12 protein-coding genes and 1 pseudogene are annotated in these 16,537 nt (G+C 65.9%); 6 read left to right on the forward strand and 7 right to left on the reverse strand.

Annotated features, from left to right (window positions below; genetic code table 11):
* Window positions 1–156 (reverse strand): annotated as a pseudogene (locus tag ROZ37_RS13605) (electron transfer flavoprotein subunit beta/FixA family protein); the annotation flags it as partial.
* 554 nt (window positions 157–710) lie between these two features.
* Here ROZ37_RS13605 and ROZ37_RS13610 point away from each other — a divergent pair.
* Window positions 711–1,139 carry a PaaI family thioesterase gene (locus ROZ37_RS13610; protein ID WP_312660060.1) on the forward strand — a complete coding sequence of 143 codons (429 nt, stop codon included), beginning with the start codon at window positions 711–713 and terminating at the stop codon, window positions 1,137–1,139.
* 237 nt (window positions 1,140–1,376) lie between these two features.
* Here ROZ37_RS13610 and ROZ37_RS13615 read toward each other — a convergent pair whose 3' ends face one another.
* The 3 genes from ROZ37_RS13615 to ROZ37_RS13625 form a co-directional block, all read right to left on the reverse strand.
* Window positions 1,377–2,660 carry a TRAP transporter large permease subunit gene (locus ROZ37_RS13615; protein ID WP_312660062.1) on the reverse strand — a complete coding sequence of 428 codons (1,284 nt, stop codon included), beginning with the start codon at window positions 2,658–2,660 and terminating at the stop codon, window positions 1,377–1,379.
* On the reverse strand, window positions 2,657–3,349 hold the full coding sequence (locus ROZ37_RS13620; protein ID WP_312660064.1) for a TRAP transporter small permease: 693 nt from the start codon (window positions 3,347–3,349) through the stop codon (window positions 2,657–2,659). The genes ROZ37_RS13615 and ROZ37_RS13620 overlap by 4 nt, the downstream gene beginning before the upstream one ends.
* An 84-nt stretch (window positions 3,350–3,433) precedes the next feature.
* Window positions 3,434–4,438, reverse strand: coding sequence for a TRAP transporter substrate-binding protein (locus ROZ37_RS13625; RefSeq protein ID WP_312660065.1), 1,005 nt, complete (start codon window positions 4,436–4,438; stop codon window positions 3,434–3,436).
* Window positions 4,439–4,627: 189 nt separating this feature from the next.
* Between ROZ37_RS13625 and ROZ37_RS13630 the strand changes: the two genes are divergently transcribed.
* Window positions 4,628–6,601: a PAS domain S-box protein gene (locus tag ROZ37_RS13630; RefSeq protein ID WP_312660066.1), complete on the forward strand. Its 1,974-nt coding sequence runs from the start codon at window positions 4,628–4,630 to the stop codon at window positions 6,599–6,601.
* Window positions 6,598–7,215 carry a response regulator gene (locus ROZ37_RS13635; RefSeq protein WP_312660067.1) on the forward strand — a complete coding sequence of 206 codons (618 nt, stop codon included), beginning with the start codon at window positions 6,598–6,600 and terminating at the stop codon, window positions 7,213–7,215. Before ROZ37_RS13630 ends, ROZ37_RS13635 begins: the two co-directional genes overlap by 4 nt.
* 51 nt (window positions 7,216–7,266) lie before the next feature.
* Here the strand turns inward: ROZ37_RS13635 and tilS are convergent, their stop codons facing one another.
* Window positions 7,267–8,619 (reverse strand): tRNA lysidine(34) synthetase TilS, encoded by a 1,353-nt coding sequence (gene tilS, locus ROZ37_RS13640; protein ID WP_312660068.1) that lies wholly within the window; start codon window positions 8,617–8,619, stop codon window positions 7,267–7,269.
* Window positions 8,588–9,556, reverse strand: a complete 969-nt coding sequence (locus ROZ37_RS13645) for an acetyl-CoA carboxylase carboxyltransferase subunit alpha (protein WP_312660070.1) — start codon at window positions 9,554–9,556, stop codon at window positions 8,588–8,590. The genes tilS and ROZ37_RS13645 overlap by 32 nt, the downstream gene beginning before the upstream one ends.
* A 647-nt stretch (window positions 9,557–10,203) precedes the next feature.
* On the opposite strand from ROZ37_RS13645, the gene ROZ37_RS13650 reads away from it, so the two are divergent.
* Both ROZ37_RS13650 and ROZ37_RS13655 read left to right on the forward strand, forming a co-directional pair.
* Window positions 10,204–11,535 (forward strand): hemolysin family protein, encoded by a 1,332-nt coding sequence (locus ROZ37_RS13650; RefSeq protein ID WP_312660071.1) that lies wholly within the window; start codon window positions 10,204–10,206, stop codon window positions 11,533–11,535.
* A gap of 64 nt (window positions 11,536–11,599) precedes the next feature.
* Complete coding sequence (locus ROZ37_RS13655; protein ID WP_312660072.1) at window positions 11,600–14,284, forward strand: HAD-IC family P-type ATPase; 2,685 nt, start codon at window positions 11,600–11,602, stop codon at window positions 14,282–14,284.
* A 270-nt stretch (window positions 14,285–14,554) separates the two neighbouring features.
* Here the strand turns inward: ROZ37_RS13655 and ROZ37_RS13660 are convergent, their stop codons facing one another.
* On the reverse strand, window positions 14,555–15,220 hold the full coding sequence (locus ROZ37_RS13660; protein WP_312660073.1) for a Bax inhibitor-1/YccA family protein: 666 nt from the start codon (window positions 15,218–15,220) through the stop codon (window positions 14,555–14,557).
* A gap of 306 nt (window positions 15,221–15,526) precedes the next feature.
* Here ROZ37_RS13660 and nhaR point away from each other — a divergent pair, with 306 nt between their 5' ends.
* Window positions 15,527–16,423, forward strand: a complete 897-nt coding sequence (gene nhaR, locus ROZ37_RS13665; RefSeq protein WP_312660075.1) for a transcriptional activator NhaR — start codon at window positions 15,527–15,529, stop codon at window positions 16,421–16,423.
* Window positions 16,424–16,537: the final 114 nt, after the last annotated feature.

The following is a 16,537-nucleotide window of genomic DNA, read 5'->3' on the forward strand; positions in this document are numbered from 1 at the left end:
CGCTTCCTTCAGCCGCACCGCCTCTTCCACGGCGATCTCGTCGAACGGGTTCATCGACATCTTCACATTGGCGATATCCACGCCGCTGCCGTCACTCTTGACGCGCACCTTCACGTTGTAATCGACCACGCGTTTCACGGGGACCAGAATCTTCATGTCTCTACTCCATTAAAATCGAACCGGCGGCCATGACATCGTCGTCGCGCCGATACTCGATTGAACTCGACCCGCAAGTCCCTTGCAGCGATCGCATCTCCGGGTTTTACGTGCGTCGCCTTCGCGACCGCATTCCGCTCCGTCGTCGGCAGGGTTTCAATCGATCGAAACCGGCAGCACCCCTTTCGGCACTTCCATCCCGGCGCGATCCTGTTGCCGTGCTGCCGCGGTACATGCGCTTCGAATCCGATGAACACGGCACCCGCCGTCGCTCGGGAGGCTGACCGCGAAGTCCCGGTTCCCGGAGGGGAGCTCCTTCGGCCGTCGGGACGAGTCTAGTTGCTTCCATGCTGCGTGCAATTCGCGTTTTCTTAATAGAGGCTTCAGGAATCGCAAAGGCAATGCTGAGGAATAACAAGGATTCGTCCCGACTTCACGCGATCGAAACGGGGGATAAAGAAAACCTGAATTGACGCTAAGTCGTCTCGCGCATGACGATGCGTTCGCCAATCGGGGGGCGGTGCTCCTCCCTCGAATTTCAGAAGGACAGACGAATGACTTCGCCGCCGAATTTCAGAAATCCCTTCACCGACCTGCTCCAGATCGAGGAGATCAGCATCGCGGACGGCACGGCACGCATGGCGGTCGAACACCGCCCCGATTTCAGCAACATGCACGGCGCCGTGCACGGGGGCGTGCTGATGGCGCTGATCGACACCACGATGGCGCGCGCGGCGATGTCACGACAGGAATTCCGCCTGTCGGTCGTGTCCACCGGCGTATCGGTCAATTTCATGAGTCCCGGCTTCGGCCGGGTGATCGCCGACGCTCGCGTGGTCGGCGGCGGGAAGTCCGTCTGCTTCTGCGAGGCCGAAGTTCGCGACGGTCGCGGTCACCTCGTCGCGAAAGGGATGGGGACGTTCAAGTACCGCAAGCCTCCCGAGGGGGCCCGTGCTGTGCAGGCGCCCGAGATCATCGACTAGCGCCGTTCCTGGATGTCGCACGATCCGCGCGCGAGACCATCGAGCGCGACCCGATGACGGGCGAAACGGGTCGAGGGCCGCCACATGCTGTGCCGCGCGGCTCGTTGCCGGCGCGGCGGCGACTCCAATGCGGAGCGCAATATCGGGCGCTCTCCCCTGCCGGCGACCGCGATCTCGGCAGAGCAAAAAAAACCCGCCACGACGGCGGGTTTTTTCGAACGTCGGCCGAGGCCGGGCTTACATCATCCCGAGTGCACGCGGCAGCGCGAGCGACATCGCGGGCCAGTAGGTCACGAGCACCAGGAACACCAGCATGGACACGAGCCACGGCCATACCGCCACCGTGAGCTCGGTAATCCCCATCTTCGTGATGCCCGAGGCGACGTAGAGGTTCAGGCCCACCGGCGGGTGGCACATGCCCACCTCCATGTTCACCACCATGATGATGCCGAAATGCACCGGGTCGATCCCGAGCTGTACCGCGATCGGGAACAGGATCGGCGCGAGGATCAGCACGATCGACGACGGCTCCATGAAGTTGCCCGCGATCAGCATCAGGATGTTGGCCATGATCAGGAAGCCGATCACGCCCACCCCGGTGCCGATCATGAACTCCGCCATCGCCTGAGGAATGTTCTCGTGCGTGAGCAGGAACGAGAACAGCACCGCGTTGGTGATGATGTAGAGCAGCATCGCGCTCATGTTCGCGGAGTTCAGCAGCACCTTCGGCACGTCCTTCATGCCGAGGTCCTTGTACACGAACACCGCGACGAAGAACGCATACACCGCGCTCATCGCGGCCGCTTCGGTCGGCGTGAAGATGCCGGTGTAGATCCCGCCCATCACGACGACGATCAGGAACAGACCCCAGGCCGATTCGCGGAAGGCCTTGAAGCGCTCGCCCCAGGTCGCCTTCGGCTGACGCGGGTAGCCGAACTTGCGCGCGCGCCACCAGGTCGTGAAGCCGAGGAAGGCCGCGAGCAGGAGGCCCGGCACGACGCCGGCCATGAAGAGCGCGCCGACCGAGGTGTTGGTCGACACCGAGTACATGACCATCACGATCGACGGCGGAATCAGGATGCCGAGCGCGCCCGAGGTCGTGATGACGCCTGCGCCGAACTTGTTCGGGAAGCCCTGTTTGACCATCGCCGGCAGCAGGATCGCGCCGATCGCGACCACAGTCGCAGGGCTCGAGCCCGACACCGCCGCGAAGAGCGCGCACGCCATCACGCCGCCGAGACCGAGGCCGCCGTGCCAGTGGCCGACCATCGAGGTCGCGAAGTTGATCATCCGCCGCGCGACCCCGCCGTGGGTCAGGAAGTTGCCCGCGAGGATGAAGAACGGGATCGCCATGATCTCGAACTTCTCGATGCCGGTGAAGAGCTTGAGCGCGACCGACTCGATCGGCACCTGAGTCATCGTGAAGAGGAAGGTCAGAACCGTCAGACCCAGCGAGATCGAGATCGGCATCCCGGTGAGCATCAGCACCAGGAGCAGAACGAAGATGATGGCGGCGCTCATTGCTTGTCTCCCTTGCCGTTCTCGCCCATCTGCTTGTGCGTCAGGTCGTGCGGATGCAGGTTGTCGTCCATGTCGAGGTAGTTCGCGTCGAGCGGGATCTGTTCCTCCTCGATGCCGTCGACGTGGCCGTGGTCGTGCGTCGGCAGCTCACCGGTGCGGATGAAGCCGGCCATCACCTGCAGGAAGCGGAAGCACATCAGGTAGGAACCGAGCGGAATCGCCGAGTAGACGATCCACGTCGGCCATTCGAGGTCGGGCGTGGTCGGGCCTTCGTAGAGGTCGCCGACGTCCATGCCGAACCAGGTCAGGAATTGATATTCGGCGCCGTTCTCGAGCACGAAGGTGAGCCCGAGCGTGCCGACGATGCCGGTGAAGAGCGCACCGGCGCCCAGACCGATGACGACGAACTTGGCGCGGTTGGGGGCCGACAGCCGGTTGATCAGCACGTCGACGCCGACGTGGATGCCGGTGCGCACGCCGTAGGCCGCGCCGAACTTCGCCATCCACACGAACATGATGATCGTCAGCTCCTGCGCCCAGCCGAGGTTCAGCGACAGCAGCCAGTCCTGCAGACCCGGAATCGATAGGCCGGAGCCGTAACGGTGGATGACGGACACGAAGATGATCAGCGTGGCCGCGCCCATGAGGAAGGTGATGAGCCATTCCTCGAGGTGATCGAGCACTTTCATTGGGGGAACTCCCGTCACGAAAACGCCCGCCAGTCAGGATCCAAGACCGGCGGGCGTTCGGTGATGTGTTGTAACAGCCTGGATTTATAGCTTGGACGGATCGAAGCCGGTCGCTTCGTAGATCGACTTGATCGTGTCGGCGCCGATGCGCGACTCCATCTTCTTATGCACCGGCACGAGCGCCTTCTTGAACGCGAGCTTCTCGGCGTCGGTCGGCTTGTAGATCTCGGTCTTGCCGGACGCGCGGACGGCTTCGAGCGACTTGTCGTTCTCTTCCTTCGCGATCCTGTTCGCGTACTCGGTGGACTCCTTCATCGCCTGCTCGAGCTGCGTGCGCGTCTCGCCGGGCAGCCCGTCCCAGAACTTCTTGTTGGTGATCACCGCGTAACCGAGATAACCGTGGTCGGTCAGCGTCATGTGTTTCTGCACTTCGTGCATCTTCTGCGTGTACAGGTTCGAGTGCGGGTTCTCGGTGCCGTCGACGACGCCGGTCTGCAAGGCCTGATAGACCTCGGAGAACGCCATCACCTGCGGAATCGAACCCAGCGCGCGCATCTGCTCCTCGAGCACCTTCGACGACTGCACGCGCATCTTCTTGCCCTTCAGGTCCTCGGGCTTCTTGATCGGGCTGTTCGCGGAGAACGACTTGAAGCCGTTGTCCCAGAACGCCAGGCCCTTGATGCCGCGCGCTTCGAGCTTGCCAAGCAGCTTCTGGCCGACCGGGCCGGTCGTGATCTTGTGCAGGTCGTCGTAGCCGTCGAAGATGTACGGCAGATCGAATGCCTCGAATTCCTTCACGCCCAGCGGACCGAACTTCGCGAGCGACGGCGCGAGCATCTGGACGGCGCCGAGCTGCAGCGCTTCCATTTCTTCCTTGTCCTTGTACAGCGTGCTGTTCGGATAGACTTCGACCTTGACGCCGCCTTTAGTGTATTTCTCCGCGAGTTCCTTGAACTTGTCAGCGGCCTTGCCCTTCGGCGTGTCGTTGGCGACGACGTGGCTGAACTTGATCACGATCGGTTCTGCGGCGACCGACGCGGCGGACAGGCCCATTGCAACCAGACCGACGAAAAGCGCACGAAATTTCATTACCTTCTCCTCCTGAGGAACGACTTGTTCCCGTGCCGGTTATCCGAGAAAAGCTATAAGACACGAGATACAAGTGCACTTTAGTACCTGTATTCTGCGATCCACTATTGTGGAAGTCCGCAACTGGACGTGCAGTTTGTCCCGCCCATGACCCCTGAGCCGAAAAGACGTTTCTCCGATCTCCATCAGATGCCCAGCCGCCGCGTGACCGATTCGTCCAGGGCGACGAAATGGCTTGGGACGCTGCCCTACCTCGCGCTGCCGCTGTTCCTGTCGGTGATCGTCGCCCTCGTGTGGCTGACGCGTTCGCACGACAAGGAAGAGCAACGGATGACCCTGATCAACGACGTGCTGTGGATGGAGCAGAACCTCCAGTTCCAGCTCGACCGCAATGTCGCGCTGCTCGACCAGGTCGGCCTCGAGCTGCTTTCGGGTGGCCGTCCCCAGGACCAGACGGACGCGAGCCTGAGGCAGATATTGCGACCGCAGAGCGGGCTGATACGGGTGCTGTGGCTCGACGCCGACGGCGTCACACAGGGCGCGATGCCGCCGATGTCCGACGACCATCTGATCGGCGAGTCCACCGGCGCGGTACCGGCGGACTCCGTGTTCCGCCTCGCCCGCGCCGTCGGCAGGCGAACCTACAGCCCGACATACCAGGTCGCGGACGGCAGCCATGAGTTCGAGGTCCACGTCCCGGTTTACTCGAACGACGCCTTTCTCGGCGCCGTGGTCGGCATCTACTCACTGCAGGACCTGATCCTGCGCGAGCTGCCATGGTGGTTCTCCGAGCGCTATCGCGTCAGCGTGCTCGATGCCGACGGACGCGAAATCGTCGCGAAATCGAAGGTCGCGCCGGTCTCGAACGAACAGAGCTACACGATGCCCTTCGATCCGCCGGGCCAGGGGCTGACCCTTGAGATCACCGCCTATCGCGACGAAACCCGCTGGGTGCCGCTGCTCCTCGTCGCATCGATCGTCCTGCTCGCGGGCATCATCGTCTGGAGCGTCTGGCAACTGCGCCGCCAGCTGACGCACCGTCACCGCGCCGAACAGGCGCTGCGCAGCGAGTCACTGTTCCGCCGCGCGATGGAGGATTCGCTGCTGACCGGTCTGCGCGCGCGGGATCTCGCCGGCCGCATCACCTACGTGAATCCCGCGTTCTGCAAGATGGTCGGTTATGGGCCGGAAGAGCTGATCGGACGCCTGCCGCCGCTGCCGTACTGGGATCCCGACGATCTCGAGCACACGCAGGAAGTGCACGACATGATCCTCGCCGGCGAGTCCCCGCCCGAAGGCGTCGAGTTGCGGCTGCGACGCAAGAACGGCGAGCGGCTCGACGCGCTGATCTTCGAGGCGCCGCTGATCGACGTGTCGGGCCGTCACACCGGCTGGATGGGCTCGATGCTCGACATCACCGAACAGAAGCGAGCGCGCGAGCTCGCGCAGCAGCAGGAAGAACGACTGCAGGCGACCTCGCGCCTGATCACGATGGGCGAGATGGCGTCGACGCTCGCGCACGAACTGAACCAGCCGCTCGCCGCGATCGCGAGCTACAACACCGGCTGCCTGAACCGCCTCGAGCAACCGGACATCGACCGCGAGGAGCTGCGCGACACCCACCGCAAGCTCGGCCGCCAGGCGAGCCGCGCGGGCGACATCATCCGCCGCGTGCATGATTTCGTGCGCCGCTCGAAACCGAAACGCAAGGCCCTCGACCTCAACGAGGTGATCGGCGACGCGGTCGAACTGATCGACGCCGACGCGCGCAGCCGCGGGATGCGGATCGATGCCGACCTCGCGCCGAACCTGTCCGAAATCGCGGCCGACCCGGTGATGATCGAGCAGGTCGTCGTCAATCTGCTGCGCAACGGCATGGACGCGATGCGCGACAATCCCGCCGGGCGCCGCACGGTTGCGATCAGCACGCGCGAGGAAGGCGGCAATCTGGTCGTGCGCGTCGCCGACCGCGGGTTCGGCATCGACCCGGAGACCGCGCGGCGCCTGTTCGAGCCCTTCTTCACGACGAAGGCCGAAGGCATGGGCATGGGTCTGAACATCTGCCGCTCGATCGCCGAACTCCATCACGGCCGCCTCGGCTTCGAAAGCAATCCCGAGGGCGGTACCATCTTTATCCTGTCGCTACCCGTGGAAACCCAATGAGTCCGGTCTGTGCCCACATCATCGATGACGACGAAGCCATTCGCGATGCACTGCAGTGGCTGTTCAAGACGCGCAACGTCGCCTGCTCCACGTGGGCCAGTGCCGAAAGCTTCCTCGCTGCGGTGCAGCCGGACTGGCGCGGCTGCGCGGTGCTCGACATCCGGATGGCAGGGATGAGCGGGCTCGAGTGCTTCGACATCCTGCGCGCGCGCGGCAACCAGCTGCCCGTCGTGTTCATCACCGGCCACGGCGACGTGCCTATGGCGGTCGCCGCGCTGAAGAAGGGCGCCTTCGACTTCATCGAGAAGCCGTTCAACGACAGCGACCTCGTGGACGTCGTGCTGCACGCGCTCGAAACCGACGCCGAACGCCAGCTCGCCGCGGCAAGCCGCGAGACCATCGAGGCGCGGCTTGCGCTGCTGACCGCGCGCGAACGGGAAGTGATGGACCAGATCCTCGCCGGCAAATACAACAAGGTGATCGCCGACGAACTGAACATTTCGATGCGTACCGTCGAGGCGCACCGCTCGAAAGTGTTCGACAAGATGCAGGTCCGCTCCGCGGTCGAACTCGCGCAAATGATCAATCTGCTCGGCGGGAAGTCCGCGGGCTGAAGCCGGGAGCGACCCGGAAGCGCGCGGCCGGGACGTCCTGTCCCCGCCGCCTCACCCTTTCGGCGGCAGCTCCCGTCGCCGCCACACCGGCAGCACCCCCTGCTCGCCCGGCGCACAGCGGAATTCCGCCGCGACGCCGATTTCCGCGATCCACGCCGCGTCGTCGCCGACGCGGAGCACCGGCAGGCGCGGTCGCATCCACGCGGGAATGCCGGCTTCCTGGCAAAGATTCTTGAACGTGCGACGGGGCCGGCCGACGTCCCCGCGCAGCGTGAGCCCCGGCCAGCGCGGCGTCAGCATCACATCGCGCCCTTCGAACGCCGCCCGCCCGATACCATCGCCGACGACCGGGGCGAAGCGCACTTCCCCGCTTGCCCATCGCAGGCTCGTCTCATCTCGCCACGCGACGGGCTCCGCCGCAGCCTCGTCGAACCCGGCCTCCAGCCACACTTCGCCTCGATACGCGCAGCAGTTCACCGCACCCAGCGACACGATGAGCGGCCGCTCGCCGGCGTCGCGAAGCTGTCGGACCGCTTCGGCAAGGCGCGCCCGCGCGGGTGCGTCATATCCCATGCCTCGGACCCGGTAGCGGAGCAGGTTGCGCACGCGGGCGTCCGACAGGCCGAGCAGGCGCTCGCGCACGAGTGTGTCCTCGCCGCCGGCGGCCGCGTCGAGCGCCGCCAGCTCGTCGAGCAGCTCGCCCGCCTCGCGGAAATGGTCGGCTGCGCGCGCGAGCGCCGGCACCGCGCCCGGAAAGGCTTCGCCGGCCAGCGGCAGAACGCGGTGGCGCAGGAAGTTGCGCGAGAAACCCGGATCGGCGTTGCTTTCGTCCTCGACCCATTCGAGCGACGCCGCCTCTGCGAAGCGGACGATCTCCGAGCGGCGCACGCCGAGCAGCGGCCGCAACCGGCCCGGCGCCCCCTCCTCGACGGCCCGCATCGCGGCGGCGCCGCGCACACCGGCGCCGCGCAGCAGGCGGAACAGCATCGTCTCGGCCTGATCGTCCAGGTGATGGCCGAACACGAGCCAGTCGCACGCGACGCGTGACAGCGCCGCGTGGCGAAGTTCGCGCGCCGCCGCTTCGAGCCCGGCCGGGTGATCGCGCGGAACCGCGACCTGGAAAGGATGGAACGGGACACCGAGCGCGGCGCACTGCCCGGCGCAGCTCGCGAGCCACGTGTCGGCATTGGGGCTCAAGCCGTGGTGGACATGCGCAGCGGCGAGTTCGAAGCCGAAGCGGGGGCGCAGTCCGGCCAGCAGATGCAGCAGAACGGTGGAATCGACGCCGCCGCTGAAGGCGACGCAGAGCGTTTGCCGCGGCGCGACGCCTGCCGTCTGCAGGACCTGCGCAACGGCCTCGGTCAGCCGCGCATCAGGCGGCGTTCTGTTCCTTGTATCGGCCATAGCTCATCAGGCGCTCGAAACGCTTTTCGACGAGTTCGGCCGAAGAAAGATCGGAAACCTGGCGCAGCGCGTCCTGCAACGCCCGCTTGAGGTTCTGTCCCGTCGTGCGATGGTCGCGGTGGGCGCCACCGAGCGGTTCGTTGACGACCTTGTCGATCAGCCCGAGCGACTTCAGCCGCGCGGCCGTGATTCCCATCGTTTCCGCCGCTTCCGGCGCCTTTTCGGCGCTCTTCCATAGAATGGAAGCGCAGCCTTCGGGCGAAATCACCGAGTACGTCGAGTACTGCAGCATCATCACCTGGTCGCCGACCGCAATCGCCAGCGCCCCGCCCGAGCCGCCTTCCCCAATGATCGTCGAGATGATCGGCACCTTCAGTTCCGCCATCACATAAAGGTTGTGCCCGATCGCCTCGGACTGGCCGCGCTCCTCGGCGCCGATGCCCGGATAGGCACCCGGCGTGTCGACGAACGTGAACACCGGCAGACCGAACTTTTCGGCGAGGCGCATCAGGCGCAAGGCCTTGCGATAGCCTTCCGGGCGCGGCATGCCGAAATTGCGCAGGATCTTTTCCTTGGTGTCACGGCCCTTCTGATGGCCGATGACGACGCAGCTCTGGCCGTTGAAGCGCGCCATGCCGCCGACGATCGCCTGGTCGTCGGCGTACGCGCGGTCCCCGTGCAGCTCGACGAAATCGGTGAAGATCAGGCGGGCGTAATCCAGCGTGTAGGGCCGCTGCGGATGGCGCGCGACCTGCGCGATCTGCCACGGCGTCAGCTTCCCGTACAGATCCTTCGTCAGCGCCTGGCTCTTGGATTCCAGCTTCGAAATCTCCTCGGAGATATCGACTGCGGAATCGTCCTGCACGAAGCGCAGCTTCTCGATCTTCGCTTCCAGATCGGCGACGGGCTGTTCGAAATCGAGAAAAGTGGTCTTCATCCACCCGGTCCCAAAAAAAATGTGCGGTATTGTAACGCCTCCGTTCGGAAAGCCGTCGCACATCACGCACTTGCGTACATTTTCCGCGCCGTTGCCACTGCGTCCGCTGCATTTCGCGCGCGGACGGATCGCGACGCGAAGAAGCATTCCGACGTCGGGCCACCGTCGCCGTCAACGAGCGGGAAAGGTGACATGCGCGACGGCGATAAGGCATCATGCGTCGGGTCAGAACAACAGCAAGGAGCCGCGGGGAGCACCCTTCCCCGCCCCATGAGTAGTCGCAACACATATCCCGCGGCCGGTCGGGACGGACAGCGCCTTCCCGCGGCACGATGCGGAGCCGCCCGCGAATCGCGTGGCCGATGTTGTACGCGGACGGAACTCCCCCTCTTTCGGGCGACTCCGCCCGGGACCGCGCGCGGTCGTCGCATTGCGCGCCGCCCTCGCACACACACTTCCATATTCCCGGCGCGACGACGCGCGCCTCGACACTCCGCTCCCGCGCGCCGTTCCGACACGCGCGTCGTCCGACTGCGCAATGCCCGCGGCGCAGACCTTCTCCCCCCCGGTTTCCAGCGTCCCGTACGCGCGGCGCGCGCCCTGCTTCGGCACGGCCTGCCGATGACCGTTCCGGATCTGCCGAAATAATGGAAATACTGATTCTGATCGCGCTGATCCTGCTGAACGGGGCCTTCGCGATGTCTGAAATCGCGCTCATCGCCGCGCGTCGCAGCCGGCTCGCCCGCCTCGCCGAAGAAGGCGACGCAGCGGCGAAGGTCGCGATCGAGCTCGGCGAAGAGCCGACGCGCTTCCTGTCGACGATCCAGATCGGCATCACGTCGATCGGCATCCTCAACGGCATCTTCGGCGAAGCCGCGCTCGCCGCGCCGCTCGCGAGGTGGCTGCAGGAGCTCGGCCTCGAGCAACAGTCGAGCGAGGTCGGCGCGACAGTGCTGGTCGTCGTCGTCATCACCTATGTGTCGATCGTCGTCGGCGAACTGGTGCCCAAACGCATCGGCCAGATCAATCCGGAAGGCATCGCGCTGCTGGTCGCGCGCCCGATGAAAGCGCTGGCGACCGCATCGCGTCCGTTCGTCCGGCTGCTCACGTGGTCGACCGCGCTGCTGCTGCGCCTCCTCGGCAAGCGGGACGAAGGCGGCCCGAGCGTGACCGAGGAAGAAATCCACGCCTTGCTCGAAGAAGGCTCGGAGGCCGGCATCATCGAGAAGAGCGAGCACGAGATGGTGCGCAACGTGTTCCGCCTCGACGATCGCCAGATCGGCTCGCTGATGGTGCCGCGCTCGGACCTCGTCTGGCTCGACGTCAATCGCCCGCTCGACGAGAACCTCGCGCGGATGGCCGAATCGGACCACTCGCGCTTCCCCGTCTGCCGCGGCAGTCTCGACGACATCCTCGGCATCATCTCGTCGAAGCAGCTCTTCAACCAGACCCTCCGCGGCGGCCAGGCCGATCTCACGGCACAGCTGCAGCCGCCGGTGTACGTGCCCGAATCGCTGACCGGCATGGAGCTGCTCGACCAGTTCCGCGCATCGAGCACGCACATGGTGTTCGTCATCGACGAGTATGGCGAAATCCAGGGCATGGTCACGCTGCAGGACGTGCTCGAAGCGGTCACCGGCGAATTTCAGCCGCAGGGCCTCGAGGAGGCCTGGGCGGTGCAGCGCGAGGACGGCTCGTGGCTGCTCGACGGCATGATCCCGATTCCGGAACTGAAGGACCGGCTCGAACTGAAGAGCGTCCCCGAGGAAGACCGCGGCCGGTACCACACGTTGAGCGGCATGGTGATGTGGCTGCTCGGACGCTTGCCGCACACCGGAGACGTGTCGCAGTGGGACGAATGGCGCCTGGAAGTCGTGGACCTCGACGGCAAGCGCATCGACAAGGTGCTGGCGACGCGGATCGCGAAGCCCGTCGAAGCCACGCCCGCCGACTCACCCGACCCTTCCCGCCCCGACTGACCCCAGCCGTGCCCGATCGCCGGGGCACGCTTTCACGAAAACCCCGCGCCGGGGCGCCCGCTTCATGGTCGATGCTGAAGAAACCCGCGACTGGCACACCCTGACCACGCGTGCCACTGCGGAAGCGCTTCGGCTCGACCCGGCGACGGGCCTGGCCTCGCCCGAGGTCGCGGACCGCCTGCGCCAGTATGGCGAAAACCGTCTCGCCGAGGCGAAGCCGCGGCCCGCGTGGCTCAAGTTCGCCGACCAGTTCGCGAATTTCCTCGTCATCGTGCTGCTGTTCGCCGCCGCGCTCGCGTGGGCGATCGGCGAATTCGAGGACGCGATCGTCATCCTCGTCGTCGTGGTGCTGAACGCCACGCTCGGCTTCTACCAGGAGCACCGCGCGGAGCGTACGCTCGCGGCGCTCAAGGAGATGCTCGCGGCGCACGCGCGCGTGCGCCGCGACGGCCGGTTGGGCGAAGTGGAGGCCACCGACCTCGTTCCCGGCGACGTCGTATTGCTCGAAGCGGGCGACCGCGTCCCCGCCGACGGCCGCCTGATCAGCGTGCACAACCTCGAAGTCGAGGAAGCCGCGCTGACGGGCGAATCCCAGACCGTCGGCAAGCGGACCGACGCGCTCGACGATCCGGATCTTCCCTTGGGCGATCGGGTGAACCTGCTGTACATGAACACCGTCGTCACGCGCGGCCGTGCCGAAATGATCGTTGTCGCAACCGGCATGCAGACCGAGATGGGTCGACTCGCCGGGATGATCGCGAGCGGCAACGACGACCAAACCCCGCTGCAGCGCCAACTCGACACGCTCGGCAAGAAGCTCGCCGCGATCGCCGGCGTCGTCGTGACGGTGATTTTCGTGCTCGACTCGCTGCGCGGCAACCCTTGGACCGAGGCCGCGATGAGCGCCGTCGCGCTCGCCGTCGCGGCGATCCCCGAGGGCCTCGCCGCAGTCGTCACCGTGACGCTCGCGATCGGCATGCGCCGGATGGCGCAAAACCGCGCGATCCTGAAGAAGCTGTCGGCGGTCGAGACGCTGGGCTGCACGACGGTGATCTGCTCCGACAAGACGGGCACGCTGACGCTGAACCAGATGACTGCGCGCGCCGGCTGGTTCGCAGGAAGCCGCTTTTCCGTACAGGGAGAGGGCTATCGGCCCGAAGGCGGGATCACGGTCGACGAGTCGCGCGTGCTCGCTCCGCTGCTCCTCCCGATGGCGCTGTGCTGCGACTCGCAGGTATGCGAGGGCGAACTCGTCGGCGATCCGACCGAGGGGGCGCTTTGGGTGCTCGCGCAGAAGGGCGGCATCGAACCGCCGGCCGAACAAGCCGCCTCACCCCGGATCGCGGAGATTCCGTTCGACTCGCGCCACAAGTTCATGGCGACCTTCCATCGCGTCGAAGGCGGCATCGCGATGTTCGTCAAGGGCGCGCCCGACGTGCTCGTCGCGCGCTCGTCGCGGTGGCTCGACGAACGCGGCGAACCCGCGCCGCTCGACGCGGCTGCGCGCGCGCGACTCGCCGCCGAGAACGAACATCTGGCGGGACAGGCGCTGCGTGTGCTCGCCGTCGCACGGCGGCTGATCTCCGAGGACGAATTCGACGCCACGGGCGACCTGTGGAAGTGGGCCGACGGCTGGACTTTCCTCGGCCTCGCCGGCCTGATGGATCCGCCGCGCCCCGAGGCCGCAGAGGCGATCGAACGCTGCGCGCGGGCAGGCATCCGCGTCAAGATGATCACCGGCGACCACAAGGCCACCGCGGCCGCGATCGGGCACGAACTCGGCCTGCGCGGAGGGGTCGTCAGCGGCGCCGAGCTCGATGCGATGAGCGACGAGGAACTCGCGGCGCGCGCCGATGCGCTGACGGTCTTCGCGCGCGTGTCGCCGGCGCACAAGGTCCGGATCGTCAAGGCGCTGAAGGCGACCGGCCACATCGTCGCGATGACCGGTGACGGGGTGAACGACGCGCCCGCGTTGAAGGCGGCCGACATCGGCGTCGCGATGGGCATCACCGGTACAGCGGTGACGCGCGAAGCCGCGACGATGGTCCTGACCGACGACAACTTCGCGACGATCGTCCGCGCGGTCGAGGAAGGCCGGGTGATCTTCGACAACATCATCAAGTTCGTCCGTTTCCAGCTATCGACGAACATCGGCGCGATCCTGACCGTGCTCGCGGCGACCCTGACCGGACTGCCGTCGCCCTTCACGGCGATCCAGCTACTGTGGATCAATATCATCATGGACGGCCCGCCAGCGATGACGCTCGGCGTCGAACCGCCGCGCGCCGGCATCATGAACGCACCGCCGCGCCCGCAGGATGCCCACATCCTCACGCCGGCGCGGCTGGGCCGGCTGTCGCTCTACGGCGCGACGATGATGGTGGGCACGCTGTGGCTGTTCCACTCGACGCTGCAGGAGCACGGGCAGGAGCACGGGCAGGAGCACGCGCTGACGATGGCCTTCACGACCTTCGTGCTGTTCCAGTTCTTCAACCTCTTCAACGCGCGCAGCGAGTACGGCAGCGCGTTCAATCCGCTGTTTCTGCGCAACGTCCGGCTGTGGCTCGCGCTAGGCGGCGTGCTCGCGCTGCAGGTCGTCGTCGTCCACTGGCCGCCCGCGCAGGAGATCTTCACCACAACACATCTCGGCGCAATCGACTGGGCGACATGCGCGCTGGTGGCCTCGAGCGTGCTGTTCCTCGACGAGGCGAGAAAGCTGCTCGTGAGGATCCGGGCCCGGTTCGCCTGACCGCGCGATCGCGGCGGCGCCCCTGACGGGGAGCGGTTCGCGCACCGGTCAGGGTGATCACTCGACGCAACCAAGGCGGCCGATTCGACTTCGGGACCCGACATTCGACGCATCGGCTGATGCGCTTGGCGACGGAGCCCGGCTCTCACCAAGCAAGACGCTCGACGACCGCGCCGCGGCTTCTGCCGCGCGAGACGGCCCTTCAAACAAAACGGGGCGGCCCGCTTTCGCGAACCGCCCCGTCTGCGTCGGGCGCGCTGCAGCGCCTCGTCACTCGTTGTTGGCGAAACCCAGCAGGTGCAGCAGGCTGGTAAAGAGGTTGAAGAGCGACACGAACAGCGTCACGGTGGCCATTACGTAGTTCGTCTCGCCGCCGTGGATGATGTTGCTCGTCTCGTAGAGAATCAGGCCCGACATCAGCAGCACGAACATCGCGGACACCGCCAGCGACAGCCCCGGCATCTCGAAGAAGATCGCGCCCAGTCCGGCGAGGAACGCGACGAGGATGCCGACCATCAGGAAGCCGCCCATGAACGAGAAGTTCTTGCGGCTTGTCAGCGCATACGCGGACAGGCCGAGGAAGATCGCCGCCGTGCCGCCCATCGCCTGCATCACGATCGCCGAGCCGTTGGGCAGCGCGAGATACTTCGACAAAATCGGTCCGAGCGTGTAACCCATGAAGCCGGTCAGCGCGAACACGCACAGGATCCCGAGCCCGCTGTCGCGGAACTTCGTCGTCAGGAACAGCAGGCCGAAATAGCCGACCAAGGTGATGATCAGGCCCGGATGCGGCAGCCCGAGCGCCATCGACGCGCCCGCGGTGAGCGCGGAGAACGCCAGCGTCAGCGACAGCAATATGTAAGTGTTGCGAATCACCCGGTTCGTCGAGAGGACCGAAGCCTCCGAACGGGTCATCGTTCCGATTCGGTTTTCCATGGAACGTCTACCTCCTGTAGTCACGATTATTCGAATCAATCAATTGCTCGCGGCGCCCCGGTCACCGCGATCCGCAGTCGCGGCGCGGAACCGGCGCATCGCGCCCCATTCACCGAGCGGCGCCCAAGAGCGCGTTCGGCAACGGAACCCGGTGGCCCACCCCCATTCCGTGCCGGGATTGAACCCGATCCCCGGGTGAATGCCGAGCGCAAACGAATGTTCCGAATGCTAAGGCTCTGACACTTCGATAAAATACGGGTTCAACTGAATGTTTATCCGGTTTTCTCGTACTGTGACGATGCGTCGATGCTGAACTACAAGCAGCTTCATCACTTCTGGAGCGTCGCTCGCGCCGGCGGCATCGTGCGCGCCAGCGAGCGTTCGGGCCTTGCACCACAGACTTTGAGCGGGCAGATCGGTGCGCTCGAAGCAAGCCTCGGCGCGACGCTCTTCCACCGCCGGGGCCGCGGACTCGTGCTGACCGAAACCGGGCAAATGGTGCTCGATTACGCCGAGGAGATCTTCCGCGTCGGCAGCGAACTCGAGGAAGCACTGAAGAGCCGCGCCGCCGGACGCGCGGTTCCGTTCCGGGTCGGCATCGCCGACGTCGTGCCGAAGGCGATCGCATCGGTGCTGCTCGCGCCGTCGATGGACTTGCCCGAGGCGGTCCGCATCGTCTGTCACGAGAACAAGCTCGAACGCTTGCTCGGCGAACTCGCGATCCACAAGCTCGACGTCGTCCTCGCGGACAGCCCGATGCCGGACCGGATGGACGTGCGCGGGTACAGCCACAAGCTCGGCGAATCGACGATCAGTTTCTTCGCCGCCCCGGCCCTCGCCGGCCGCCTCGGCCCCCAGTTTCCCGCGTGCCTAGACCGCGCGCCGATGCTGATCCCCGGCGCCGACGCGGCGGTGCGCCGACCGCTGCTGCAATGGTTCGAAGAGCAGCGCATCGCGCCGCGGATCGTCGGCGAGTTCGACGATAGTGCGCTGATGAAGGCGTTCGGGGAGCGCGGCGTCGGGGTGTTTCCGGCGACAACGCTGATCGCGGATGAAATTTGCCGTCAGCACGACGTTCGCCGCCTCGGCGAGGCGGAAGACGTCCGGGAGGCGTACTACGCGATCTCGGTCGAGCGCCGCATTTCGCATCCGGCGACCCTAGCGATCAGCCGCTCCGGTCTCCCCCGGACGGGCGGAGCGTGACCGCTCTCGGCCACGTCGTCGAAGGGGAGCGTGATGCGACGGAAATATCCCGAGCGCCAGCCGTGCAACGCGATGAAACCCGGGGCGACCGCAGCGCCGGAAATCCACCGGCAA

The sequence above is a fragment of the Aromatoleum sp. genome (genome assembly GCF_032027225.1).
Classification (GTDB): Bacteria; Pseudomonadota; Gammaproteobacteria; order Burkholderiales; family Rhodocyclaceae; genus Aromatoleum.